This window comes from Dyella sp. 01N36, from assembly GCF_056399745.1.
Genome location: NZ_JBFTRY010000009.1, coordinates 23,775 through 47,458, shown reverse-complemented (window position 1 = coordinate 47,458; position 23,684 = coordinate 23,775). Strand labels below are relative to the sequence as shown.

Genomic DNA, 23,684 nt, shown 5'->3' with positions numbered 1-23,684 from the left:
TACAGCGCTTATGCGCTATGGAGCATGCGCGGCGCCGGCGCTAATCTCCGCCGTGATTCGAACAGGGCGTTTGCGTGCTCGACGCTCTTCCTCCGCAGCATGCGGACCGTGGGTCAACGGAATATCTGCTCGCAAGAGGCCGCGCGCCTCTGCTGGAGAGCTGCCGTGTACGACTATTTCTTTTCAGGCAACCAATACATCCGCGTCGTGCGTGACGACACCGGTCCGGGCACGGTGGATGCCGGATATCCGCGCGGCATTTCGCCGAACTGGGGCTGGGGGTCGTTCGGTGCCAACGGCATCGACGCCGCGCTCTACAGTGGTTCGAAGTGCTATTTCTTTGCGGGTAGCCAATATATTCGCACCACGCGTGGCGTGACGGGGCCCGGTACGATCGACCCGGGTTATCCGCGGGCGATTGCGCCGAACTGGGGCTGGGGTGCGTTCGGGGCCAATGGCATCGATGCGGCGCTATACAGCAATTCGAAGTGCTATTTCTTCTCAGGCAAGCAATACATACGAGTGACCCGCGGCGAAACCGGGCCCGGCACGGTGGACGCGGGTTATCCGCGACCCATCTCGGTGTGGAACTGGGGATCGTTCGGCGAGAACGGCATCGACGCGGCGTTGTACAGCGGCTCGCGTTGCTACTTCTTTGCGGGCGATCAGTACATACGCGTCACGCGCGCCGATGAAGGTGCGGGTACGGTGGATGCGGGTTATCCGAAACCCATTTCGCCGAACTGGGGTTGGGGCAATTTCGGACGCAACGGCATCAGCGCGGCGCTCAACAGCGCAGGCCCATATGCAGCCATTCCACAGGCGGGCCTGGGCAGCAATTCGAATTACTTCCTGTATAGCCCGGGGCCGCGGGTTTCGGCGAGTGAGGCGGTCAAGCAGAGGATACGCGCGATACCCGATTTTCCCTGGTTTGTCTCGTGCAATCATTTGCGCGGGCTCTCGGTGCACATCATCGTGGACACCGACATCACGGGCAGCAATGGCTTCGGCTTTCAACTGAACGCGTACTCGGCCAGCGGCGCATACGACGGCGCGCAGCAGTATTGCGTGCTGCTGATTCCCGACAATACGTCGCCAGGCATGTTGTGCATCGTGGACAACTGGCACAACAAGCAGCAACAGGTGATCAATATCCTGCAGCGGCTGGCCAATCTGCCGAGCAATACCTTGCCTGCCGGCTATCAGATCATCATCAGCCTGTCGAATGATGCCGCGGACAACATCAACGGTGTCACCTTCACTCTGATCGACAATCACGGCCACACCATAGGCAACAAGACCGTATCGCTGAGCGGTCAGCCTGCACAGAATCTCGCGCCCATCGTGGCGTTTCAGGTCAACTTCGTGGGCGACATCAACGGCGCCACCACCATGCTTTCCTCAGGCGCGGGCACTATGACCTACTCGGCCGCCAATCTGATGTCGATCTTGAACACCGAGCCGCAGTGCGTGGACTGGACGTACAAGACCGTGGAGGCGGCCAATAGCGCCTATAGCTTTCTGCCCGATACGCCTAGCCACAACTTCACCCAGTCGTTCCGACTCAGTGCCGGCGGCAAGGTGATCCATCGTGTCGGCAAGATCGAGCACAAGCTGGTGTTGCCCAAGGGGGCGCAGCACAAGCTGTGAATCGATGACAGTCGGCTTGCTTGACCTGCCTGCGCGGCGATATCAGGCGTTTCCTTAAAAGAGAGCCGCTTGCGATGGATGAAGCCATACGACCGGCTTCATCGCAGTTCGTGGCGCAAGCGCGTATCGTGCGAGGCCATCTGCATCCGGCCATCGCCATGATTACGACCGCACCCTTCCCCTATGCCGCTTTTCTCGCAGCCTTGCAGGGAGCCGAGGCTCCCGCTGCGCTCGCACGCGTGCTGCCGGGGCAGGGCGAAGCTGACGCCCGCACGGAGACTCTGATGGCACTCCTGCAGGCTCGCAGGGCCACGCTGCAGGCGGCGTTCGATACCACCTTGGCCGCCGACGAATTGCGCCGCTATCAGAAGTACGCCAAGCCCGGGAAACCCTCGGCGCATATCGTGCAGTTGCGCCAGAAGCAGGCCGCTGCGCGTCAGGCCAGCAGCCTTTCGCGCCAGTCGCTGATCAAGGCGGCGTCCGCGTTCGTGCGCGAGGCAGGCATCGAGGTTCCCGAGCGGGTGGCGCTCGATGAGTTCATCATCCACTGGATCGACGCGAATGTGCCCAGGGACGCTATTCCGTCTTGAGCAACGCCAGYGCCTGATGCCGCGCCGAGGCACGCAACGATGTGCGCAACTGCGGATCATTGGTGGTGCGTGCCAGCACCATGCCGCCCACGCATAGCGAGACCATGGCGTCGGCGCGCCGGTCCGCATCGCGCATGCCGTCGAGCGCCACGCGATAGATGTGCCGCATGCCGCGGATCAGATCGGTATAGGCCTGCTGCGGTTCCAGCCCGGCACGCGCCACGTCCGAAGGCAGTGCGTAGAGCGGGCAATGCATGTCGATGTTCTCCAGCACTTCATCGCTGAGGTAGAGATCGATCAACATCCGCGCCATCTGTTTGGGATCGTCGATGGCCGGCGCCGATTGCGCCGATTTCACGGCGAACGGATTGCAGGTGGTGAAGCTGGCGACGGCGGCGGCGTAGAGTTCGTCTTTGCTGTCGAAGTGGTGATAGAAGGCGCCGCGGGTGAGCCCGGCGGAGGCCATCACCTGGTCGATGGTGACCTGTTCGAAGCCGTGGCGATTGAACAGGCGCCGCGCGGATTCGACCACGCGTGCCCGCGTCTGCACCTTGTGTTCGGGACTGTAAGGCATGGCTGCAACCTCCGTGGGACAGGTATAGCAGGCTCTCAAATTATGTTCTTTAACATATTTTGCGGCGGGGTAAGGTGGGCGCCGGCAACCCAACCAAGCAGCGGAGGAAGGCATGAAGATCTACTGGATCAAGGCCCAGGCGCCGCGCCGTGTGCTGGCGCTGGTCAAGCATCTGGGCATCGAGGCGCAGTGCATCGAGCTCGACCTGATGGGCGGCGGTCTGAAGACGCCGGCTTATACGGCGCTCAATCCCAATCGAAAGGTGCCCACCCTGGTCGATGGCGATACGGTGCTGTGGGAGTCGTCCGCAATCATGGCGTATCTGTGCATCAAGCAGGGTTCGGATATGTGGCCCGCGCACGAGCCCGCCGAACAGGTGGAAGTGCTGCGTTGGCTGTCATGGAACGACCAGCATTGGGCGAGTGCGGTGGCGCCGTTCTATTTCGAGCATGTGGTGAAGGCCACTTTCCATATCGGCGAGCCTGACGAGGCGGAGATCGCGGCAGTGATTCCCGAGCTGAAGAGGTTTGCCAGCGTGTTGGACCAGCACCTGGAGGGCCGAGACTTTGTCGCTTGCAGCCGCCTCACCATCGCCGATTTCCAGCTCGCTTCGATGGCGTGCGAGTGGCGGCATTCGCGCATGCCGCTTGGTGATTATCCGAACGTGGTGCGCTGGCTCGATGGGCTGATGCGCTTGCCGGCCTGGGCCGATCCCTGGCCAGCCATAACCGCGAAGAAAGCCGACGCACTGGCGTAGTACTGCAACGCGACCCTGGCACCATCCGTCCATCCACCCTGGAGGCAATCATGAAACAGTTTCTCGCGGTCTATATCGGCTCGGAAGCGACCCATAAGGCATCGGGCTGGGATGAGCTCAGCGACGCGGAGCGGCAGGCGCGCACGCAGCAGGGCATCCAGGCCTGGGGCGCCTGGGTGCAGTCGCACAAGGACGCCATCGTCGACGTCGGAGCGCCGCTCGGCAAAACGCTGCGCGCATCCAAGAGCGGCATCGAAGGCATCCGCAATCAGATGACGGGCTACACCGTGGTGCGGGCCGAATCGCAGGAGGCGGCGGCCAAGCTGTTCGAGGGCCACCCGCATTTTTCGATCTTCCCGGGCGATTCGGTGGAAATCATGGAGTGCCTGCCGTTGCCAGGGTAAGTCGGGGCGGGGTTATTCGTTCGCTCAGCCAGTTTGTCGCCGCAGGCCGCATAATCCCCACGGGACTAACCAGTGGGGTGTGAGATGGACGAGCAGCGTAAGCCGTGTCCGGCCTGTGGCGAGATGATCATGGCCACGGCGCACAAGTGCCGGTTCTGCGGTACGGATATCGATGCCTATGTGGCGGCGCGTGAGGCCACGACGGAACGGACTCTGTTCGAGGGACATCCGGCGGTGGTGTATTCGGCGGGACAGTACGTGCTGATCGTGATCACCCTCGGCATCGCCTTGCTGGTCTATTGGATACGCAGCCTCTCCACGCGTTTCACCATCACCACGCAACGCGTGCGCATCGAGCGCGGGCTCTTTTCCAAGATGCAGGACAACCTGGAATTGTTCCGTGTTGACCACATCGACCTGCACAAGCCGCTGGGGCAGCGCATGCTGGGCTATAGCACGGTGCACCTGCATTCGTCGGATGCGGGCATGACGTCCGTTTACTTGTATGGCATCCCGGATCTGGAGGCGATGGCCGATACGCTGCGCGATTGTTCACTGCGCGAGCGCTCGCGTCGTCGCGTGCTTCCGGTAGAGCAGATGTAGCGCATGGCGTCACGAGGTGCTGTCACAGCACCGATACAGAAGGCCGGCCGATGAGCCGGCCTTCTGCGTTTTCGGGCGTGCGTTCTTGAAAACCCAGGGTCGGCACGTGTGTTGCAATACCGGGGTGGACGCTCTTTTATGCGTAACGTCTAACGAAAATAAGTACTTGCAACGGCCGCTGTGCGTGGCTACTCTGCGCGTCCCGTCAACCCAGCCTTAGGAGGAAAGAACAATGATTGTTGTAGCTGCAGCCTCTGCCGGGTCGACGCGCTTCTGATGTTTCTGCCAGCCCTCGGCTGGCTGGCGCTTCATTCCTCGTTTCGCACCCCGGCACTTCGTTCGGCCGCTCTTGCGTGGCCGTCGTTTTCCTTGTTTCCAGGGTGTTTCCCATGTCTTTAGAGACGTTTTCGCTGCACCAGCTCGGCTGGCGCGCTGAGTACGCACAATCCTTGACCTTGGCCGATTTCGAGGCCGGTTATCCCGCGCGTGTGCTGGCGGTGCATCGCAGCGGGCTGACGGTGTTGTCCTCGCGCGGGCAGGCGTCGGTGGTGCTGCCGCATCATCTCGTTGCCGGCGTGGCGGTGGGTGATTGGGTATGGCTCGCGGACGATGCGGATCGCGTGCTGCGCGTGCTGGATCGCCAGTCGCTGATCGAGCGTATCGCCGCGGGTGGCGATCATCAGCGCCAGTTGATCGCGGCCAATCTGGATGTGCTGTTTGTGGTGTCCTCGTGCAATGACGACTTCAACCCGTCGCGCCTGGAGCGCTATCTCACGCTGGCGCTCAATGCGGGCGTGACGCCGGTGATCGTGCTGACCAAGGCGGATCTCGGCGAAGGGGTGTCGGGCTATGTGACCGAGGCGGAGCAGTTGATGCCTGGCGTGGCCGTTGTTGCGGTGAACGCGCTGGACGATGCCTCAGTGTCGCAGCTATCGCCGTGGCTGGCGCCGGGCAAGACGGTGGCTTTCGTCGGCTCGTCCGGCGTAGGCAAATCCACGCTCACCAACCGGGTGATCGGCGAGGCTTCGCAGCGGACCTCGGGAATACGCGAAGACGATGCTCGCGGGCGTCACACCACTACGGCGAGGGAGATGTTTCCCACCGCTTCCGCGGCATGGGTGATCGATACGCCAGGCATGCGTGAGCTGCGTCTTGCCACCGCGCATCCGGAACTGGATGCGGTGTTCGAGGACATCGCGGCGCTTGCCTCGCAATGTCGTTTTGGTGATTGCCATCACCACGGCGATGCTGGATGTGCGGTGGAAGCAGCGCTGGCTGAGGGCACGCTCGATGCACGACGCGTCGACAACTATCGCAAGCTGCAGCGCGAAGCGATGCGCACCAGGCAGACCTTGCGCGAGCAGCGTGAGCAAAGTCGTCAGTTTGGTGCGATGGCAAAGCAGGTGATGAAGGCGAAGCGGGAGAGGCTGGGGCGGTGATGGATCGCGCCATGGCGTTCAGAGATTCCTTTTGTAGGAGCGCACTTGTGCGCGACAGGTAACACCGCAACGCATCGTGGTCGCGCACAAGTGCGCTCCTACAAAGGAGAGGGGCTCTGCTATCTCCAGTTCAAAAGTTTGACGTGATGGCGAAGCTGGGGCGGTGCTGGATCGCGCCCCGGCCGGCTGTGATTCTTTATTGTAGGAGCGCACTTGTGCGCGACAGGCCACGCCGTGATGCATCCCGGTCGCGCACAAGTGCGCTTCTACACGGGATCTAACGCACTATTTCCAGCTGAGGTCGGCCACCACCGGAAAATGATCCGAAGGATACCGCCCATCCTTCTGCGTGGTCAGCGTCGCAAAATGCGTCGGCTTGAAGCCCCGCTCAAGAATGAAATCGATCCGCTCCGTCGGATTGCCGGTGAAGTTATGAAATGTCTTCTCAGGCCCTTCAACCTTGGAAGCAACGGCTCGCGTATCAACCAACTCCTTGGTCAGCAGAGCATACGTCGGACTACTGGCATCGGTATTCAGATCGCCGGTCAGGATGAAGGGCGCGTTCGCCGGTAACTTGGCAAGACGGCCAAGCATTTCCTTGGCACCTTTGACCCGCGCCGGTTCGTCCTGCTCCTGATAGGGCAGGTGGGTGTTGTAGTAGTAGAAGGAGCGGTGCGTGGTTTTGTCTTCGAACAAAGCCCAGGTCACCATGCGCGGATAGGGATGTCCCCAGGTGATGCTGCCCGGTACTTCGGGAGTATCCGACAGCCAGAAATTGCCGGAGTCCTTCAGGGTCAATCGGTCACTGCGATAGAACACGCCCATGTGCTCGTCGCTGTGGCCGCCGTGGCGGTCGATGCCGAACCAGGTGTATTCGGGCAGCTTGGAGACGATGTAGTCGCCCTGTTCCTGATGCAGCTCCTGCGTGCCGAGCACATCAGGGTGTTGTTCGCGGATGGTGCTTACCATCAGGTCGCGTCGTGCCTCCCATCGATTGGGGCCATCGGCCGCCACGGGTACCCGCACGTTGAAGCTCATCACGCGCAGGCTCTGCGCGGCGACGGGCAGGCTGGCGATGGTGGACAGGATGGCAAAGGTGGCGACTAGCCAGGCACGGGACGGGGACATGGAAGGGCTCCGCGGGTAGTGCGCCGACCGTAGCATGAGCGTTCGTTGGCGGGGCAGCCCGGACGCACAGGGCCGCGTATAGTGCGCGCGTCGATCCGCATCTTCGCCGCCCTCAAAGAGCCCGCCATGCCACAGCGCGTTGCCACCTGCAGTTGCCGCCAGCTGATGCTCCGGGCCACCGAAGAGCCCCTGCGCGTCTCCATCTGCCACTGCAACGCCTGCCAGCGGCGCACCGGCAGCGTGTTCGGCGTGCAGGCGCGCTTTCACGAAAGCGCCGTGGTGATACGCGGTAACTCGACGGCCTATGTGCGGCATGGCGAAACCGGCGGCTCGGCCACGTTCTACTTCTGCCCGCAGTGCGGTGCCACAGTGTACTACCAGCTGGACTCGGTCGAGGGTCTGGTGGGCGTGCCGGTGGGTGCGTTCTCCAATCCCGATTTTCCCGCGCCGAGCATTTCGGTGTACGAGGAGTGCATGCATCCGTGGGTCACGTTGCCGGATGGCATCGAACACATGGCGTGATGCGTTAGCTTAAAATCCGCGGGAGCTGCGTCGGCAAATGCCTACCGCGTAGCGCATCAAAGCTCCCATCAAGGATGCCCCTTGCTCCGCCGATCTCCCCTACAGGGTGAGTCATCCATCGGGGAGTCGGCAGCATGCGTGTCACCATTCGTTTGAAAATTATCGCGACCATGGGCCTTGCTCTGGTGCTCTCGCTCGTCGTCGGCGTGGTTGGCCTGGCTGGTGTGCGCAAGACGCATGTCATGGTCGACGACATGTATCAGAACAACGTGATGGCGATCATCACGGTCAGTGCCATGCGTGCGGCGATCGTGGATGATCGCCAGGCGCTCAATCAATCGCTGATCGATCCCTCTCGGCGGGATGCGTCGGCGCGAATCAAGCTCGGTCACGAGCGCCTGGCGGCAGCTTGGAGAACGTACTACCCAGCCATGGTTTCGAGCCCGGAGGAGTGCACCGTAGCCAAAGAGTTGGCCAGCTTGATGGCGGACGTCGGGCCTGAGGTGAGCCGCGAAGCCGAGATGCTCGATACCGGCAAGACCGATCAGGCACGCCAGCTGCATCTGGCCAAGGTGGCTGACGCCATGGGTCGAGCCACGGCACTGATCGATCGCCTGAGGATGATCAACGCGAAGCAGGCCGCCGACTCCAGGCAAGCCGCCGCGGCCAGCTTCACTCAGACCTGGCAGCTGGCGCTGGCCGTGCTGGCGATCGCTCTGGGTTTACTGGTTACTGCGGCCATCGCGCTGATACGCGCCATCTCGCGTCCACTCGAGCAAGCCCGCAAGCTGGCCAATGCGATCCAGCAAGGCAGGCTCAATAACGCGACGGTGATCGCAGGCAACGATGAATTCAGCGACACGCTGCGATCGCTTGACGCCATGGATCGCCAGCTCGCCAGCATCGTGACGCAAGTGCGCGACGTCGCCGAACAGGTGACGTCCGCCGCACGCGACCTGTCGCAAGGCAACGATGATCTGTCGCAGCGCACGCAGGAGCAGGCAAGCTCGCTGGAAGAAACGGCCGCATCGATGGAAGAACTGTCCAGCACGGTCAGGCAGAACGCCGAAGGCGCGAGCCAGGCGCGTGGCATGGCCATGCGCATGCGCCAGCGCGCGGACGAAGGTCGCGACGTCGCGAATTCCGCCGTCGATGCGATGGCCGCCATCACGCAAGTCAGCAAGCAAGTGGGCGAGATCGTGGTGCTGATCGATGAGATCGCCTTCCAGACCAATCTGCTGGCGCTCAATGCCGCGGTGGAAGCGGCCCGTGCCGGCGAGCAGGGCCGCGGTTTTGCCGTGGTCGCCTCGGAAGTGCGGGTGCTCGCACAGCGCAGCGGTGCCGCGGCCAAGAACATCAAGTGGCTGATCCAGGACGTCGCCGACAAGGTCGCCCAGGGCGCCACACTGGTGCAGCGCACGGGCAGCGCGTTGAGCGACATCGCGGACGAAGTGCGCGAGGTGAGCACCATCGTCGAGGTGATCGCCGCGGCCTCGGAAGAACAGTCGGCGGGCATCGGGCAGGTAAACAACGCCGTGCTCTCGCTGGACGAAGTCACCCAGCAGAACGCCGCCCTGGTGGAAGAGGCCAGTGCCGCCAGCCGCAACACGCTGGACTTGTCCCAGGTGCTGATCCATCAGGTGGCCTATTTCAGCCTGCAGGTCGCGGCGCCATGCGAGCCGGCGGCGCGACCCTCTGGCGCAAGGGCAGCCGGGACAACGATGTCCTTCAGGTCACGGAGCGCAGCGCCGGGCCTGGCTGCAGCTGATCAGGTGTGGACCGAGTTCTGAGTTCTGAACGAATCCGATGACCGCATTCAACCCATGGGTCGCTCGCGCGTTTCAAGCATCGTTCTACTTTCAGAGCGAGGCTTACGGGGGCACGCATGCAGACCAGGGAATTCGATCGTTGGGCCAGGATCCGCGCGCAGGGACGGTTGCGGTATGTGCTGTTGAATGGGGTGCTGCTCTATGGCCTCCCCATGTTCCTGATCATGACGTACGTGATCCCGCATCCGCGCCTGACCGTTGCGCAGTCCGCCCTGCTGTGGGGCGCGCTGGCGGGCGCCGGCTATGGCCTGGGCATGTGGATCGTGCAGGAGCGTCGTTTCCGCAAGGTGGCGGGGCGGTCGTGAGCCCCGTAGGTGCCCATTCTGCCGCCCGTATTCATGCGGTGTTTTGGATTTTTGGCGCATGGTGAGATGGACTGCGGCCATGAAAGACCTGGCTGCGGTCTTCGCGTGACCCGGTTTTGTGAATAGACGTCCAAACCCGTAATTTTACGCATTGGCGCCAGCTTGACGCCTGCCGTGCATACTCCTTGAGCGAATGCGCTCGCCGTGAATGCGGCGAGTGTTTGCGCACCGCTAACGAGAGGAGAACCCCATGGCAAGTACCAGCGCTCGTATCGGTCGTGGCCTGGTCGGACTGYTCGTGGTCGCGCTCTGCGGCTGCACCGGCTACGTCAAGAAAACCGACTTTGATGCCACTGTGGCAGAACTGCGCAGCAACGATCAGAAGCAACAGCAAGAGATCGATGCGATCACGCAGGAGATGCACACCAAGTTTGCGCAATACGACACCCAGATCACGGCCATGGCGGGCCGCATCAGCGTGGACACCATTGCGCACTTCGATACCAATCAGAGCACGTTGCGTGATGAGGACAAGCAACGGCTCGACGACTTTGCGAAGGTGATGCGCGATCACCACTCCAACGCGGTGATCACCGCCGAAGGCTTCGCCGACCCCGCTGGATCTGCCGGCTACAACCAGCAGCTGGCGCTCAAGCGCGCGCAAGCCGTGCGCGACTACCTCGTACAGACCGGCGGCCTCAATGCCGACCAGGTGCGTGCGGTGAGCTACGGCAAGGCGAAAAACCGCCAGGTGGTGAAGGGCGCGACAGGCGACCAGGGCATGCCCAATCGCCGTGTCTCGCTGGTGACGGACTTTGCGGGGAGCGCAGGGACCACGGCGAGTACAGCGGGCACAGGAAGCAGCTAAGCCACGCGCTTTCGCGTATCTCGCATGCCAACACAACAAAGGCCGCCCGTGGGCGGCCTTTGCTTTTACCGGTCGGACCACAGGCTGGTTATTTGCCGGATGCCTTGTAGGTAAGGTCGGTGTTGTAGCTGTCCACATGCGAATTCTGTTCTTGCACGGCATCGTTGAGCGACTTGCGCATGCTCTGTGCCTCGGGCTTGCCATAGACGCTCTCGACCATGGCCCACAACGGCGTGGCCGGTTCCTTGCCTATTTCCTCCCATGACTTGGCAGGAATCAGCACTTGGAAGTCGGGTGCATCGCCGCCCGCGTCGCGTATTTCGCCCGTGGCGTAGTAGTTCGGCCACTTCGATTTCTCTGCCGCTGCGGTGATCTTTTTCACCACGTCGATGAAGGCTTCGCGCGCTTCGTGTCCCTGTTTCAACTTGAAGCTGATCACTTCGAGATAAGGCTGGTTGATGGTCTGTCCGTTCGCCATGTGGCTAAGTTCCGGATGCACCTCCATGAAGGCGCTGATCTCGCTCTTCAGATGAGGATTGACGCCCGTGCGGATGGCGCCGTCGCAAGCCTTGCCTGCCGTGCGCATCGCATCGAACGCGGACCACGGCACCGGGTCGGTGACGTAGGAGTAGGAATACGTGTCGCCCGTTTCATGGACCCAGGCGCCCCAGTTGTATTTGAAGCCGTGCTGCGCGAGGCACTGGTTGTACGCCTTGATGCCCGCCTCATAGGCTTGCTGGTCGGCCGGCGCCACCGTGTCGGTGTAGTCGCGCACGACCATGGTCTTTGTGTTGTCGGCAGCGAGTGCCGCCGTGGTGCATGAAAACAGCAGCGTGAGTGCCAGCCCGAGCGTGGTGTGTTTCATCGCGTGCTCCTGTGGGGAAATCCCCGGTGGGTGTTGGATCGATCAGTCGGTAATTGGCACGGCCATGCATCGGCGCCATGGCGATGCGCGCGCAGGACATCGATGGGGAAGGGGAGTGACGCGAGCGAGCGGGTGACGAGCCACGCGAGCCTTGCAACAGGCTGCCGCTGACAACGGACGAGAACACATCGGTGGCCGGCTCCGCACAGTGTCCCAGCAGATTCGGACATCGCGTGCTGCGGCGGGTGCCGGCTCAACATCACGATGCATCTGCTTGGGTAACGCCGGGCGGCCGGCTCATGGTGGCGCGTCTGCGCGGCGCGGAAATAGGTCAAACAGCCTAGGCCGCCGCTTGGCTTCCCGCCGGAAAGCCTCGAGGGGTGCAACCTCGGCACGCAGCAAGGTCACCCACTGGTGTGGCGCTTACATCGCTGCGCTGGTTTGACGTATCAGAGAGGCCGGGCCGTGGCGGAATACAGTCTGCTTTTATGGATCATCCTCGGTGCCTTGGCTGGCTGCCTCGCGAGCGTGCTGGTGAAGAGCGATGGCTACGGTTTGTTTATCGACATCCTGATCGGTGTGCTGGGCGCATGCCTTGGCGGCGGGCTCGCCCATCTCGCCGGCATCAGCGTGGGCGATGGGTACATCGCATCGGTGGTGACGGCCATCCTGGGCGCCATCGCCTTGCTCTTGATGCTGCGCGTTTTCAAACAGTGGATGCGTTGAGGGCGTCGTAGCGTGTCGCGCCCATAAACAACAAAGGCCGCCCTGGGGCGGCCTTTGCGTAGAACTATCGACGGGCGATCAGCGCTTCATCGAATTGAAGAACTCGTCGTTGGACTTGGTGTTCTTCATCTTGTCGAGCATGAACTCCATCGCGGCCAGCTCGTCCATCGGATGCAGCAGCTTGCGCAGGATCCAGATCTTGGAAAGCATGTCCGGTTCGATCAGCAGATCCTCGCGGCGGGTGCCGGAGCGGTTGATGTCGATGGCCGGATACACGCGCTTCTCGGAGATGCGGCGGCTCAGGTGCACTTCCATGTTGCCGGTGCCCTTGAACTCTTCGTAGATCACCTCGTCCATCTTGCTGCCGGTGTCGGTCAGCGCGGTGGCGATGATGGTCAGGCTGCCGCCTTCTTCCACGTTGCGCGCGGCGCCGAAGAAGCGCTTGGGACGCTGCAGGGCGTTGGCGTCGACACCACCGGTGAGCACCTTGCCGGAGCTGGGCACCACGGTGTTGTAGGCACGGGCCAGGCGGGTGATCGAGTCGAGCAGGATCACCACGTCCTTCTTGTGCTCGACCAGGCGCTTGGCGCGCTCGATCACCATTTCGGCCACCTGCACGTGGCGCACGGCCGGCTCGTCGAAGGTGGAGGAGATCACTTCGGCACGCACGGTGCGGGCGATTTCCGTCACTTCTTCCGGACGCTCGTCGATCAACAGCATGATCAGGTGCGCGTCGGGGTGGTTGTACGTGATGGCCTGCGCGATGTTCTGCAGCATCATCGTCTTGCCGGACTTGGGCTGCGAGACGATCAGGCCACGCTGGCCGCGGCCGATCGGGGCGACCAGGTCCAGGATGCGGCCGGTGATGTCCTCACTGGAACCGTTGCCGCGCTCAAGCTTGAAAGCCTTGCGCGGGAACAGCGGGGTGAGGTTCTCGAACAGCATCTTGTTCTTCGACGCCTCCGGCGGATCGCCGTTGATGTCGTCGACCTTGAGCATGGCGAAGTAACGCTCGCCTTCCTTGGGGTGACGCACGCGACCGGTGATGTAGTCGCCGGTGCGCAGGTTGAAGCGGCGGATCTGGCTGGGCGACACATAGATGTCGTCCGGACCGGCGAGGTAAGACTCATCGGCCGAGCGCAGGAAGCCGAAGCCGTCCKGCAGGAYTTCCAGCACACCCTCGGCCCAGATGCCGCCGCCGGAGCGGGCATGAGCCTTGAGGATGTTGAACACCACGTCCTGCTTGCGGGCACGCGCCACGCCTTCCTGCACGCCGAGGGACTCGGCGAATTCGAGCAGCTGCAGCGCATTCTTGCGCTTGAGCTCGGTCAGGTTGATCAGGCGATCGTTGCTGCCGGCATCGGCGTACTCGTCGTCCACCGGCAGGCCGTTGTTGTTGCGCGCGTGCGGCTGGCCGCCACCACCACCACCACCACCACCGGGGCCGCGAGGCTGGTTGCGCTCGTGCCGGCGGCGACGGCCACGACCATCACGGTCGTTGCGGTCGTTGCGGTTGTTGAAATTCGGGTTGCCGCCTTGCTGCTGACCACCTTGCTGCTGGCCGCCCTCGCGGGCCTCCTGCGGCTGGCGCTGGTTGCCGTCGCCAGGTGCCGAATCGGCAGCGGGTGCGGGAGCCGGCGGGGCATAGGCTTCGACGGCTGGCGGTGCGGCTCGTTCGATCGGCGGCAGCGGCGGCATGTCCAGCTGGGCCTGCTTCTCGGCCTTTTGGGCAGCAGCGGCGGCAGCGGACTTGCGCGGTGCGCGCGGACGGGGTTCGGCCACAGGCTTGGCGTCGGCGCTCTTGGCGTCGTTGGAATCTTTGCTTTCGATATCGGACACGGGCAAACCTCTGCGGGGCGCCGTTGAAAAAAGGAGGGAGGGTTGCGTCGCGCGGATGGCGCGGGGGACAGGACAGTCCCGACGAACGTGGATCGAATCTAGCACCCGGTCCGCGGCGGCGTAAAGCGCCGCGGCCGGTAAAGTTCAGAAAAGTTTTCTGAGTTGGCCTTATTGGCCTTGGACAAACAGGCCTTAGACGGCCTTGGCAGTCGGGGCCACGATGGCCTTGTCGATCAGCTGGGTCAGCGCGCCCTTGCTGACGGCGCCGATCTGGGTGGCTTCGACCTTGCCGTTCTTGAACACCATCAGGGTCGGGATGCCGCGGACGCCGTAGTTGCGGGGCGTCTTCTGGTTGTGGTCGATGTTGATCTTGGCGATGCGCAGCTTGCCTTCGTACTGCTTGGCCAGCTCATCCAGGATCGGCGCGATCGCCTTGCAGGGGCCGCACCATTCCGCCCAGAAGTCGAGCAGAACCGGGGTGTCGGAATTGAGCACTTCCTGCTCGAAGGCATCATCGCTTACATGGGTAATCAGGTCGCTCACCGGGGTCTCCGAAGGCTGCGGGTAGGGGCTTCACGACCGCGCGCCCAGCATCGGCTACACTGGGGTGCCCATGAAGCGCGGGGTCGTGCCGTAAGGAAGTCTGGTGCCGTTGCGGCAGGCCTCCATTCCAACGTAACTCGGGGCACGATTCAAGCGATTCAAGGGAGTCTGTAGGCCTGTTCGGTATGCTGAACGGGCTGTCCCCTCGCGGTGGACATGGATGGCTCCGTTGACATAGGTGAGAGAGATTCCTATGGCTGCCAGTGGTTTAGGCCGCCCATCCCTCTGACCTATGGCAGCGGAGCCGTCGAATACCATCGCTCCCGACGGTGTCCAGCCAGGGATACGTGTCGCCGGCACGCGCCATCCAAAAGGGATTGCGCCTGTCGCCACGTCCCGGTCGCGCCGACTATCCACCTTMCTTGTTGCGTCTCACCGGCAAGGATCCAGGCGGCTGCCCCAGGGCGCTGCCTCACTCGAGCTCCCTTTACGATGTCCCAAACTGTACTCACCGATACCTTTTTCACCAATTTCGATCTCCATCCGCTGCTCCAGCAAGGCCTCGACGAGGCGGGCTTCACCCGCTGCACGCCGATCCAGGCGCTGACCCTCCCGGTCGCGCTGACGGGTCGCGACGTCGCCGGCCAGGCCCAGACGGGCACCGGCAAGACCTGCGCGTTCCTGGTGGCGATGATGAATCGCCTGCTGACCACGCCGGCCGTGGCCGAGCGCAAGGACAGCGATCCGCGTGCCCTGGTGATCGCCCCCACCCGCGAACTCGCCATCCAGATCGAGAAAGACGCCAAGTCGATCGGCCGTTACACCGGCCTGCGCACCGCGCTGATCTACGGCGGCGTGGATTACGACAAGCAGCGCCAGCAGCTCAAAGACGGCTGCGACATCATCATCGCCACGCCGGGCCGTCTGCTGGACTACTTCAAGCAGCACGTGTTCAGCCTCGACGCCGTCGAAGTGATGGTGATCGACGAGGCGGACCGCATGTTCGACCTTGGCTTCATCAAGGACGTGCGCTTCATCTTCCGCCGCCTGCCGGCGCGCGAGCAGCGCCAGGTGCTGCTGTTCTCCGCCACGCTCAGCCATCGCGTGCTGGAGCTGGCCTACGAGCACATGCACAACGCCGAAAAGCTGGAAGTGGAGACGGAAAACGTCACCGCCGACCGCGTGCGCCAGCTGGTCTACTTCCCCGCCAAGGAAGAGAAGATGCCGCTGCTGCTCAACCTGCTCGAGCGCACCAAGGCCGAGCGCAGCATCATCTTCGTCAACACCAAGGCCGCGGCCGAGAAGATCACCGATCGTCTCAAGCGCTATGGCTACCGCGTCGGCGCGCTGTCGGGCGATGTGCCCCAGCTCAAGCGCCAGAAGCTGCTGCAGCGTTTCCAGGAAGGCCAGCTCGACATCCTGGTATGTACCGACGTTGCCGCGCGCGGCCTGCATATCCCGGCGGTCAGCCACGTCTTCAATTACGACCTGCCGCAGGACGCGGAAGACTACGTGCACCGCATCGGCCGTACCGCGCGCCTTGGCGCCGAGGGCGATGCGATCAGCTTCGCCTGCGATCTGTACGCGATGAGCCTGCCCGATATCGAAACCTATATCGGCCAGCGCATCCCGGTGGCGAACATCGAGGCAGAGCTGCTGGTGATGCCCAAGCCGCGTGAGCAGGACGCGCAGTACATGGCCGAAGTCGCTGCCGACAGCGCCGCCTTTGGCGACAAGGTCGAGCAGCGCGAGAAGGACGGCTCGCCCCGCAAGGGTCCGCGCAGCGGCGGTGGCCGTGGTGGCGATCGCCCGCGTGGCGACCGGCCGCCGCGTGAGCCGCGCAAGCCGCGCGTCGAGACTGCTGCTGGCGAAAGCACCGAAGTCGTGGTGACCAAGCCGGCCGCGCCGGCCCCCGCCGTGGCGGAAACCGGTGAGGCTGCCGAGCGCAAGCGTCGCCGTCGTCGTGGCGGTCGCAACCGTCGTCGCGAAGGCGATGCGGTGGCTGTCGAGGGCGGCACCAACGCGGCCGCCGAAGGCACGCGCGCACCGCGTGGCGAGCGTCGTCCGCCGCGTGAGCGCAGCAACGGCGACAACAACCACTCGCGTCCGTCGCGCCACGTGGCCATCACGCCGAGCAAGGTGGGTGACGCGCAGGACGCGCCGAAGAAGCAGGGCTTCTTCCGCCGCCTGAGCCGCTTCTTCATCGGCCACTGATCGACTCGCTTGCCAAAGGCTGTCGCGGGCTGAACCCGCGACAGCATGGCGATACAAAGCGACTGACCTTCACGCGTGCATCCCTTATCCTTGCCGCATTCGGGATTGGGGACACGCGGTGATCCGCTTCGACCAAGTCAGCAAACGCTATGAAGGCGGCCACGAGGCCTTGTCGCAGCTCTCCTTCGAGGTGGCGACAGGCGAGATGGCCTTTATCACCGGCCATTCCGGCGCCGGCAAAAGCACCTTGCTCAAATTGCTCGGCCTGATCGAGCGGCCTTCGCACGGCGTGGTCACCCTCGATGGGCAGAACCTGGCCAAGGTCGGTCGCGCGGGCATTCCCAAGTTGCGCCGTCGCCTGGGCATGGTGTTCCAGGACCATCGCCTGCTGATGGATCGCACGGTGTTTGCCAATGTCGAGCTGCCGCTGATGATCGGCGGCATGGCGCCCCACGAACGCGGCAAGCGCGTGCGCGCCGCGCTGGAGAAGGTCGGCCTGCTCGCCTACGAACGGCAGCTGCCGGCCACGCTTTCGGCGGGCGAGCAACAGCGCGTGGGCATTGCCCGCGCCATCGTCGCCAAGCCCACCCTGCTGATCGCGGACGAACCCACCGGCAACCTCGATCCCACCCTGGCGGTGGAGATCATGGGGTTGTTCGCCGAATTCCAGAATGTTGGCACCACCGTCGTGATCGCCAGCCATGATCTGCCGCTGATCAAGCGCATGAAAAAGCGCGTGGTCGTGCTCGATCACGGTCGCCTGGTGGCCGATGTGGCCGCGCAGGAGGTGCTATGAGCAACCAGTCCGAATTTCCGATGGAAAGCCCGCTGCTTTCCGACCAGAGCCGCGGCATCCGCACCAAGGCGCGCCCGGTGGCGAGCTGGCGCGAACACCACGGCTGGAGTGCGGCGGCCAGCCTGCGTCGACTGATGTCGCGCCCGGTTGGCACCTTGCTCACCGTTGCCGTGATGGCCATTGCGCTGGCGCTGCCGCTCACCTTCTATTTGTTGCTGGGTAACCTGCAGAAGATGGGCGATGCGCTGGGCCAGAACCAGACCATCAGCGTATTCCTGCAGCCGGGGCAGAGCGTCTCCTCCGCCGACATGATGGCCAAGAAGCTGCGCGAGCGCAGCGAAGTCGCCGGCGTGAAGCTGAAGTCGCCCGACCAGGGCATGGACGAGCTGGCCAAGATGCAGGGCTTCTCCGGCGCGTTGCATACGCTGGACGTCAACCCGCTGCCGTTCGTGCTGGAAGTGCAGCCCAAGGCGGGCGCGAGTGCCGACAGCGTGGATCGCCTCGTCGCCGACATGCGCGGCATGTCGGGCGTGGATCAGGTGCAGGACGGTGGCACCTGGCGGCAGCGCCTCGAGGCGCTGCTCGGCGTCGGCGAACGCATCGTGATGATTCTTGCCGGACTGCTGGCCGTGGCCGTGCTGCTGGTGGTGGGTAATACCGTGCGCGTGGATATCGCCAGCCGGCACGAGGAAATCGGCGTGTTGATGCTGGTGGGGGCGAGCCGCGCCTTCGTGCGTCGTCCGTATTTGTATGCGGGCATCTGGTACGGGCTGTTCGCCGGCGTGCTGGCGGTGGGCTTCGCCGTGCTGGTCGAGCTGGCGCTGGCCGAGCCGGTGCAGCGCCTGGGTCAGGTGTATGCCGGCAAGCTGCAGGTCGATGTGCTGCCGATATGGTTGCTGGCTGCCGTCCCGGTGGCTGCGGCCGTGCTCGGCTGGCTGGGCGCCCGCCTGGTCAGCGCCTGGCAATTGCGCAAGGCGGCATGAAGCGTGCGCCGGCTCACGCCCGGAGCAATGTTGTCATGCAAGCTTGGTGGGGATGGTGCAGCATGCCCGCTCGGGGTGACCGGGGAAGCACCGGCATGACGTCGGCGGGTACAGCTGGACACTACGTGGGTGATTGGGGATGAGCGGAAGTTTCAGCAGTCGAGTGGTGGGAACAGCGCCTAGGGTGCTGGTGGTGGATGGCTCCAAAGTCGTGCGCCAGCTGATCTCCCGCGTGCTCAAGAGCGAACTGCCCGACAGCGACGTGGTGGGTGCCGGCAGCGGCGCCGAAGCCAAGGAGCTGCTGGAGGCCGGTGCGTTCGACTTCATCACCATCGCGCTGCGCCTGCCCGACATGGACGGGCTGGAACTCGCCCGCCATGTGCGCGAATCCGCCGCCCAGGCTTATGTGCCCATCGTGGTCGTCTCGGGCGATGTCGACGGTCGCCTGCACAGTCGCACGCTGGGGGAGCACGTCACCGATTATTTCGACAAGTCGCTGGGGTTCCAGGCGCTGGCGGAGTTCATCCGCGGCTACGTGAAGCCCGTCGATTCGGCCGAGGGCGAAGTGCTCTACGTGGAAGACAGCCGCGTGGTCGCGCTGGCGACCCGCCGCATCCTCGAAAAGCACGGCCTGACCGTCTATCACGTGGTCAGCGTCGAGGACGCCCTGGTGCTGCTGGACAAGGCCAAGGAACAGGACAAGGTCGGCGCGGACATCGTGCTCACCGACGTCAGCCTCAAGGGCGAACTGACCGGCGGCGACCTGCTCGAGCGCATCCGCCGCGAATACCTCTACAGCAAGGGCAGGCTGCCCGTGCTGGTGATGACGGGCGATGAGAACCCGGCCAACCAGGCTGCGCTGCTGCGCGCCGGCGCCAACGATCTGGTCGAAAAGCCGATCGAGGAAAAATTGCTGATGACCAAGCTGCTCTTCCAGCTGCGTGTATCCCAGCACCTGCGCGAGCGGGGCGAGGCGGCGTGACGGAACATCCGGTAAGGCTGGAGCCGTCCTGGAAGGACCGCATCGGCGAGTATCTGGCGCGCCCGGACATGCGCGCGCTGTCCGACTTCCTGCGCAGCGAAAAGCAGGCCGGCAAGGTGATTTATCCGCCGGGTCCGGAGATTTTCGCCGCCTTCGACCACACACCATTTGATGCCACGCGCGTGGTGATCCTGGGCCAGGATCCGTACCACGGTCCGAACCAGGCGCATGGCCTGTGTTTCTCGGTACGGCCGGGCGTGGCCACGCCGCCGTCGCTGCTGAACATCTTCAAGGAGATCCAGCGCGACCTGGGTTTCCGGGCCCCGGACCACGGCTGCCTGACCCCTTGGGCCGACCGCGGTGTGCTGCTGCTCAATGCCACGCTCACCGTCCAGCAGGCCACCGCCGGCTCGCATCAGGGCAAAGGCTGGGAAGGCTTTACCGATGCGGCGATCGACGCACTCAACCGCGAGCGGGAAGGGCTGGTCTTCCTGCTGTGGGGCTCGTATGCCCAGAAGAAGGGCCAGCTGATCGACGGCAGCCGCCATTGCATTTTGCGCTCCGTGCACCCATCTCCCTTATCAGCGCATCGCGGTTTCATCGGCTGCGGGCACTTCTCGGCGGCCAACCAGTACCTGGAAAGCCGCGGCGAGCCGCCTATCGACTGGTCTTTGCCGATGCGGGCCGAACTAGCCTGAAACAGGCATTTCACGGCTGCTGAACCGCCCGATACGCATAGTGGAGCCTCCCCGGGGTGCCTGCTGGACAGGTGCCTCAAATTCCTGTACTATTGAGTACATCAAAGGTCCCGGAACCTTTCGGGGCCTTTAGCACTCGTAATACCCGAGTGCTAAGCTGATTCCCTCACAGGAGGTTCCGTCCATGTCTCAAGCTTTGGTGACCGCCAACCTGCCGGTGCCGAGTGTCGTCGGCAGCCTGGATGCCTATATCTCGGCGGTCCATCGGATTCCGGTACTCAGCCAGGACGAGGAGCAGGCGCTGTCGCGCCGCTACAACGAACAGGAAGACCTTGAATCCGCCCGCAAACTGGTCATGTCCCACCTGCGCTTCGTGGTGCACGTGGCGCGTGGCTACAGCGGCTATGGTCTGCAGATCGCCGACCTGATCCAGGAAGGCAATATCGGCYTGATGAAGGCYGTGAAGCGMTTCGACCCGGAYCAGGGCGTGCGCCTGGTGAGCTTTGCCGTGCACTGGATCCGTGCCGAAATGCACGAGTTCATCCTGCGCAACTGGCGCATSGTCAAGGTSGCYACSACCAAGGCSCAGCGCAAGCTGTTCTTCAACYTGCGCAAGAGCAAGAAGCGCCTGGGCTGGATGAACGCCGAAGAAGTGCGCACGGTGGCCAAGGATCTGGGCGTGCCCGAAGCGACGGTGCGCGAGATGGAATCGCGTCTGTCGGGCCGTGACATTGGCTTCGAAGCCCCGGCGGATGCCGAGGACGATGCCAAGCCGGCACCGGAAGCGTTCCTGATCGACGATGGCGCCGACCCGTACGACAACGTGGCCGATGCCGACCAGGCCGACAACCAGCTCGACACCTTGTCGGCGGCGTTGAAGAACCTGGACGAGCGCTCGCGCGACATCATCCAGCGCCGCTGGTTGAACGAAGACAAGGCCACGCTGCAGGATCTTGCGGACGAGTACGGCGTTTCCGCCGAACGTATCCGCCAGGTCGAGGCCAACGCCATGAAGAAGATGCGCGGCCTGTTCGCGGCCTGATCTTCTCTGTCGGCGTAAGATGACAAGCGGCCCCTCCAGGGGCCGTTTGCCTTTGCGAGGACACGGCTGTCCCCGCGTTCTCACCACCGGATCCCCGTTTGTAGTGCCGTCATGCCCCGAGTGCTGGTCATCGAAGACGACGAAACCACCGCGCGAGAAATCGTCGCGGAGTTGAGCGCGCACGGCATGTTCGCGGAATGGGTGGCCAACGGCCGCGATGGCCTGGCGCATGCGCTGCAAGGCGGCTACGACCTGATCACGCTGGACCGCATGCTGCCCGGCATGGACGGCATCGACGTGGTGGCCGAATTGCGCCGCGCAGGCAGCGACGCGCCGGTGCTGATGATCAGCGCCTTGAGCGATGTCGACGAGCGCGTGCGCGGCTTGCGCGCGGGCGGCGACGACTACCTCACCAAGCCCTTCGCACCTGATGAAATGTCGGCGCGCGCGGAAGTGCTGCTGCGCCGTCGCCAGCCGCAGTCGGTCCAGCGCCTGCGCGTGGCCGACCTGGAGCTGGATCTGGTCAGCCACGTGGCGTATCGCGGTGGCCAGCCGCTGACCCTGCTGCCCACCGAATACCGCCTGCTCGAATTCCTGATGCGCAATTCCGGGCAGGTGCTTACCCGCACGATGATTTTCGAGACGGTGTGGGGTTTCCATTTCGATCCCGGCACCAATGTGATCGACGTGCATATCGCGCGTTTGCGGCGCAAGATCGACGGCGCCGGCCAACCGGCGTTGATCCACACTGTGCGCGGCACCGGTTATATGCTCGCGGCCGCCAATGAAACTGCCCCGGTGGTGTCATGAAAGCACGTCCCAACAGCTGGCATTCGACCACCTCGAGGTTGATCCTCATCTACGGCGCCTTGTTCGTCGTATGGGGCGCGGTGCTGGTCGGCGCGATCCAGTGGGAAACCACGCGCTATCTCAACAGCGTCATCGACCAGATGCTGCAGCAACGTATGCATTACATCGCCTCGACCGATCCCGCCCGCCTCGCCACCACGGTGGATGCCGCCGCCGCGATCGATCCGCACGGCATCATGTCGGTGGGCTTGTTCGACAAGGACCATCAGCCGGTGGCAGGCAATATCGACCATCTGCCCACGTCGCTGCTGCGCGATGGCCAGGTGCACCTGCTCAAGCATGGCCTGCCGCGCTCCGACCGCGATGCGGAGCGCGTGCGCGCACGCGGCCTGGCTTCGACGCTGCCCAATGGCGACATCCTCGTCATTGCCAAGGACATCAGCACCATCGACGGCATCGGTGCGATCGTTCGTCGCGCGCTGCTTTGGGGCATCTCGCTGACCATCATTCCTGGCCTGCTCGGCGGTTTCCTGTTGCGCCGCGGTCCGGAGAAGCGCATCCGTGCGCTGCAGGATGCGACCGATCCTATCCGCCAAGGCGATCTTTCCAAGCGCCTGCCGATCAGTCGGCGCGGCGACGAGCTCGACCAGCTGGCAGGCATCGTCAACACGATGCTGGGCGAGATCGAGCGCTTGATGAATGAAGTGAAGGGCGTCTGCGACAACATCGCGCACGACCTGCGCACGCCGCTGACGCGCTTGCGCGCACGCCTGTATCGCACGCAGCAGCAACTTGATGGCGAGCCCGAATCGGCGCTGGTGGAATCGTGCATCGTCGATATCGACGAAGTGCTGACGCGTTTCCGCGCGCTGCTGCGTGTGTCCGAACTCGAAGACCGTCATCGCGCCGCTTGCTTCGACGAAGTGGACGTGGGGCAGGTGCTGCGTCAGGTGCACGAGTTCTACGCGCCTGTCGCCGAGGATCGTGGCCAGACCTTCGAGGTCGACATCCAGTCGCTGCAGCCCGTGCGCGCCGATGCGCATCTGCTGTTCGAAGCGCTGGCGAACCTGGTCGGCAATGCCATCAAGTTCACCCCGGCGGGCGGCAAGGTGAGCCTGCGCGCCAGCATGGACAAGCGTGGCCCGCGCGTGGACGTGATCGACAGCGGCCCGGGTATTCCGGCCGACGAGCGCGACGCGGTGACGCGTCGCTTCTACCGCGGCGACAACAGTCGCACTACCGGCGGCTCGGGCCTGGGGCTCAGCATCGTCAGCGCCATCGTGCGTCTGCACGGCTATGCGCTCGACATCGGCGATGCCAGCAGCAACGGTGCGCGACTGACTTTGTATTGCTACGCACTCGCGCCGGACGAAAAAGTCGGCACCTGCCTGTCCCGCTCCGTGCCGGAAGTCACGCCGATGACGGCCTGAGGGCCGATCGGCCAGATGAAGATAGTTTCATCTGCGTGCGCAATGCAGGCGCCACGTAGAACATGAAATTATCTTCATCCTCCAAGC

At 63.7% G+C, this 23,684-nt stretch carries 24 protein-coding genes; 19 read left to right on the top strand and 5 right to left on the bottom strand.

The window, feature by feature from the left end:
• Window positions 1-165: 165 nt before the first annotated feature.
• Both AC1DMG_RS03960 and AC1DMG_RS03955 read left to right on the top strand, forming a co-directional pair.
• Complete coding sequence (locus AC1DMG_RS03960) at window positions 166-1,650, top strand: hemopexin repeat-containing protein (protein ID WP_441605021.1); 1,485 nt, start codon at window positions 166-168, stop codon at window positions 1,648-1,650.
• A gap of 74 nt (window positions 1,651-1,724) precedes the next feature.
• Window positions 1,725-2,240: a hypothetical protein gene (locus AC1DMG_RS03955; protein WP_441605020.1), complete on the top strand. Its 516-nt coding sequence runs from the start codon at window positions 1,725-1,727 to the stop codon at window positions 2,238-2,240.
• Here the strand turns inward: AC1DMG_RS03955 and AC1DMG_RS03950 are convergent.
• Window positions 2,227-2,814, bottom strand: a complete 588-nt coding sequence (locus AC1DMG_RS03950; RefSeq protein ID WP_441605019.1) for a TetR/AcrR family transcriptional regulator — start codon at window positions 2,812-2,814, stop codon at window positions 2,227-2,229. The genes AC1DMG_RS03955 and AC1DMG_RS03950 overlap by 14 nt on opposite strands.
• A gap of 112 nt (window positions 2,815-2,926) precedes the next feature.
• Between AC1DMG_RS03950 and AC1DMG_RS03945 the strand changes: the two genes are divergently transcribed.
• From AC1DMG_RS03945 to rsgA, 4 genes are all read left to right on the top strand, one after another.
• Window positions 2,927-3,571: a glutathione S-transferase family protein gene (locus AC1DMG_RS03945; protein WP_441605018.1), complete on the top strand. Its 645-nt coding sequence runs from the start codon at window positions 2,927-2,929 to the stop codon at window positions 3,569-3,571.
• A gap of 50 nt (window positions 3,572-3,621) precedes the next feature.
• Entirely contained in the window at window positions 3,622-3,975 is a 354-nt protein-coding gene (locus tag AC1DMG_RS03940) for a YciI family protein (RefSeq protein WP_441605017.1), read from the top strand.
• Window positions 3,976-4,059: 84 nt separating this feature from the next.
• Window positions 4,060-4,578: a PH domain-containing protein gene (locus AC1DMG_RS03935; protein ID WP_441605016.1), complete on the top strand. Its 519-nt coding sequence runs from the start codon at window positions 4,060-4,062 to the stop codon at window positions 4,576-4,578.
• A 389-nt stretch (window positions 4,579-4,967) separates the two neighbouring features.
• Window positions 4,968-6,017 carry a ribosome small subunit-dependent GTPase A gene (gene rsgA / locus AC1DMG_RS03930; protein ID WP_441605015.1) on the top strand — a complete coding sequence of 350 codons (1,050 nt, stop codon included), beginning with the start codon at window positions 4,968-4,970 and terminating at the stop codon, window positions 6,015-6,017.
• Window positions 6,018-6,302: 285 nt separating this feature from the next.
• Here rsgA and AC1DMG_RS03925 read toward each other — a convergent pair whose 3' ends face one another.
• Window positions 6,303-7,145: an endonuclease/exonuclease/phosphatase family protein gene (locus AC1DMG_RS03925; RefSeq protein ID WP_441605014.1), complete on the bottom strand. Its 843-nt coding sequence runs from the start codon at window positions 7,143-7,145 to the stop codon at window positions 6,303-6,305.
• A gap of 126 nt (window positions 7,146-7,271) precedes the next feature.
• Between AC1DMG_RS03925 and AC1DMG_RS03920 the strand changes: the two genes are divergently transcribed.
• The 4 genes from AC1DMG_RS03920 to AC1DMG_RS03905 all read left to right on the top strand — a co-directional run bounded on the left by AC1DMG_RS03920 (window position 7,272) and on the right by AC1DMG_RS03905 (window position 10,669).
• A complete protein-coding gene (locus AC1DMG_RS03920) occupies window positions 7,272-7,667 on the top strand; it encodes a GFA family protein (RefSeq protein WP_441605013.1) in 396 nt (131 codons plus the stop codon).
• 134 nt (window positions 7,668-7,801) lie between these two features.
• Complete coding sequence (locus AC1DMG_RS03915) at window positions 7,802-9,457, top strand: methyl-accepting chemotaxis protein (RefSeq protein ID WP_441605012.1); 1,656 nt, start codon at window positions 7,802-7,804, stop codon at window positions 9,455-9,457.
• Window positions 9,458-9,552: 95 nt separating this feature from the next.
• Complete coding sequence (locus tag AC1DMG_RS03910; protein ID WP_441605011.1) at window positions 9,553-9,801, top strand: hypothetical protein; 249 nt, start codon at window positions 9,553-9,555, stop codon at window positions 9,799-9,801.
• Between the two features lie 250 nt (window positions 9,802-10,051).
• Window positions 10,052-10,669: an OmpA family protein gene (locus tag AC1DMG_RS03905; protein ID WP_477180191.1), complete on the top strand. Its 618-nt coding sequence runs from the start codon at window positions 10,052-10,054 to the stop codon at window positions 10,667-10,669.
• Window positions 10,670-10,757: 88 nt separating this feature from the next.
• Here AC1DMG_RS03905 and AC1DMG_RS03900 read toward each other — a convergent pair whose 3' ends face one another.
• Complete coding sequence (locus tag AC1DMG_RS03900; RefSeq protein ID WP_441605009.1) at window positions 10,758-11,534, bottom strand: hypothetical protein; 777 nt, start codon at window positions 11,532-11,534, stop codon at window positions 10,758-10,760.
• A gap of 465 nt (window positions 11,535-11,999) precedes the next feature.
• Here AC1DMG_RS03900 and AC1DMG_RS03895 point away from each other — a divergent pair, with 465 nt between their 5' ends.
• Window positions 12,000-12,260 (top strand): GlsB/YeaQ/YmgE family stress response membrane protein, encoded by a 261-nt coding sequence (locus tag AC1DMG_RS03895; protein WP_441605008.1) that lies wholly within the window; start codon window positions 12,000-12,002, stop codon window positions 12,258-12,260.
• Window positions 12,261-12,338: 78 nt separating this feature from the next.
• Here AC1DMG_RS03895 and rho read toward each other — a convergent pair whose 3' ends face one another.
• Both rho and trxA read right to left on the bottom strand, forming a co-directional pair.
• Window positions 12,339-14,099, bottom strand: coding sequence for a transcription termination factor Rho (gene rho / locus AC1DMG_RS03890; protein WP_477180190.1), 1,761 nt, complete (start codon window positions 14,097-14,099; stop codon window positions 12,339-12,341).
• Window positions 14,100-14,291: 192 nt separating this feature from the next.
• Window positions 14,292-14,642: a thioredoxin TrxA gene (gene trxA, locus AC1DMG_RS03885; protein WP_121883921.1), complete on the bottom strand. Its 351-nt coding sequence runs from the start codon at window positions 14,640-14,642 to the stop codon at window positions 14,292-14,294.
• Window positions 14,643-15,134: 492 nt separating this feature from the next.
• Here trxA and AC1DMG_RS03880 point away from each other — a divergent pair, with 492 nt between their 5' ends.
• The 8 genes from AC1DMG_RS03880 (at window position 15,135) to AC1DMG_RS03845 (ending at window position 23,597) form a co-directional block, all read left to right on the top strand.
• The gene (locus tag AC1DMG_RS03880; RefSeq protein ID WP_441605006.1) at window positions 15,135-16,856 is read left to right on the top strand and encodes a DEAD/DEAH box helicase; all 1,722 of its coding nucleotides are present in this window, start codon (window positions 15,135-15,137) and stop codon (window positions 16,854-16,856) included.
• 118 nt (window positions 16,857-16,974) lie between these two features.
• Window positions 16,975-17,652 (top strand): cell division ATP-binding protein FtsE, encoded by a 678-nt coding sequence (gene ftsE, locus AC1DMG_RS03875; RefSeq protein WP_441605005.1) that lies wholly within the window; start codon window positions 16,975-16,977, stop codon window positions 17,650-17,652.
• Window positions 17,649-18,635: a permease-like cell division protein FtsX gene (gene ftsX / locus AC1DMG_RS03870; protein ID WP_441605004.1), complete on the top strand. Its 987-nt coding sequence runs from the start codon at window positions 17,649-17,651 to the stop codon at window positions 18,633-18,635. Before ftsE ends, ftsX begins: the two co-directional genes overlap by 4 nt.
• Before the next feature lie 139 nt (window positions 18,636-18,774).
• Window positions 18,775-19,617, top strand: a complete 843-nt coding sequence (locus tag AC1DMG_RS03865) for a response regulator (protein ID WP_441605003.1) — start codon at window positions 18,775-18,777, stop codon at window positions 19,615-19,617.
• Window positions 19,614-20,315: a uracil-DNA glycosylase gene (ung, locus tag AC1DMG_RS03860; RefSeq protein ID WP_441605002.1), complete on the top strand. Its 702-nt coding sequence runs from the start codon at window positions 19,614-19,616 to the stop codon at window positions 20,313-20,315. The genes AC1DMG_RS03865 and ung overlap by 4 nt, the downstream gene beginning before the upstream one ends.
• Before the next feature lie 184 nt (window positions 20,316-20,499).
• Window positions 20,500-21,357, top strand: a complete 858-nt coding sequence (rpoH, locus tag AC1DMG_RS03855) for an RNA polymerase sigma factor RpoH (protein ID WP_477180189.1) — start codon at window positions 20,500-20,502, stop codon at window positions 21,355-21,357.
• Between the two features lie 111 nt (window positions 21,358-21,468).
• A complete protein-coding gene (locus AC1DMG_RS03850) occupies window positions 21,469-22,167 on the top strand; it encodes a response regulator transcription factor (RefSeq protein ID WP_441605001.1) in 699 nt (232 codons plus the stop codon).
• Window positions 22,164-23,597 carry a sensor histidine kinase gene (locus tag AC1DMG_RS03845; RefSeq protein WP_441605000.1) on the top strand — a complete coding sequence of 478 codons (1,434 nt, stop codon included), beginning with the start codon at window positions 22,164-22,166 and terminating at the stop codon, window positions 23,595-23,597. Before AC1DMG_RS03850 ends, AC1DMG_RS03845 begins: the two co-directional genes overlap by 4 nt.
• The last annotated feature ends 87 nt before the right edge of the window (window positions 23,598-23,684 follow it).

Coding starts and splice junctions, on each gene's coding strand:
- AC1DMG_RS03955 (WP_441605020.1), top strand. CDS start 1,725: ATGGATGAAGCCATACGACCGGCTTCATCGCAGTTCGTGGCGCAAGCG.
- AC1DMG_RS03945 (WP_441605018.1), top strand. CDS start 2,927: ATGAAGATCTACTGGATCAAGGCCCAGGCGCCGCGCCGTGTGCTGGCG.
- AC1DMG_RS03940 (WP_441605017.1), top strand. CDS start 3,622: ATGAAACAGTTTCTCGCGGTCTATATCGGCTCGGAAGCGACCCATAAG.
- AC1DMG_RS03935 (WP_441605016.1), top strand. CDS start 4,060: ATGGACGAGCAGCGTAAGCCGTGTCCGGCCTGTGGCGAGATGATCATG.
- rsgA (WP_441605015.1), top strand. CDS start 4,968: ATGTCTTTAGAGACGTTTTCGCTGCACCAGCTCGGCTGGCGCGCTGAG.
- AC1DMG_RS03925 (WP_441605014.1), bottom strand. CDS start 7,145: ATGTCCCCGTCCCGTGCCTGGCTAGTCGCCACCTTTGCCATCCTGTCC.
- AC1DMG_RS03920 (WP_441605013.1), top strand. CDS start 7,272: ATGCCACAGCGCGTTGCCACCTGCAGTTGCCGCCAGCTGATGCTCCGG.
- AC1DMG_RS03915 (WP_441605012.1), top strand. CDS start 7,802: ATGCGTGTCACCATTCGTTTGAAAATTATCGCGACCATGGGCCTTGCT.
- AC1DMG_RS03910 (WP_441605011.1), top strand. CDS start 9,553: ATGCAGACCAGGGAATTCGATCGTTGGGCCAGGATCCGCGCGCAGGGA.
- AC1DMG_RS03900 (WP_441605009.1), bottom strand. CDS start 11,534: ATGAAACACACCACGCTCGGGCTGGCACTCACGCTGCTGTTTTCATGC.
- AC1DMG_RS03880 (WP_441605006.1), top strand. CDS start 15,135: ATGTCCCAAACTGTACTCACCGATACCTTTTTCACCAATTTCGATCTC.
- ftsX (WP_441605004.1), top strand. CDS start 17,649: ATGAGCAACCAGTCCGAATTTCCGATGGAAAGCCCGCTGCTTTCCGAC.
- AC1DMG_RS03865 (WP_441605003.1), top strand. CDS start 18,775: ATGAGCGGAAGTTTCAGCAGTCGAGTGGTGGGAACAGCGCCTAGGGTG.
- AC1DMG_RS03850 (WP_441605001.1), top strand. CDS start 21,469: ATGCCCCGAGTGCTGGTCATCGAAGACGACGAAACCACCGCGCGAGAA.
- AC1DMG_RS03845 (WP_441605000.1), top strand. CDS start 22,164: ATGAAAGCACGTCCCAACAGCTGGCATTCGACCACCTCGAGGTTGATC.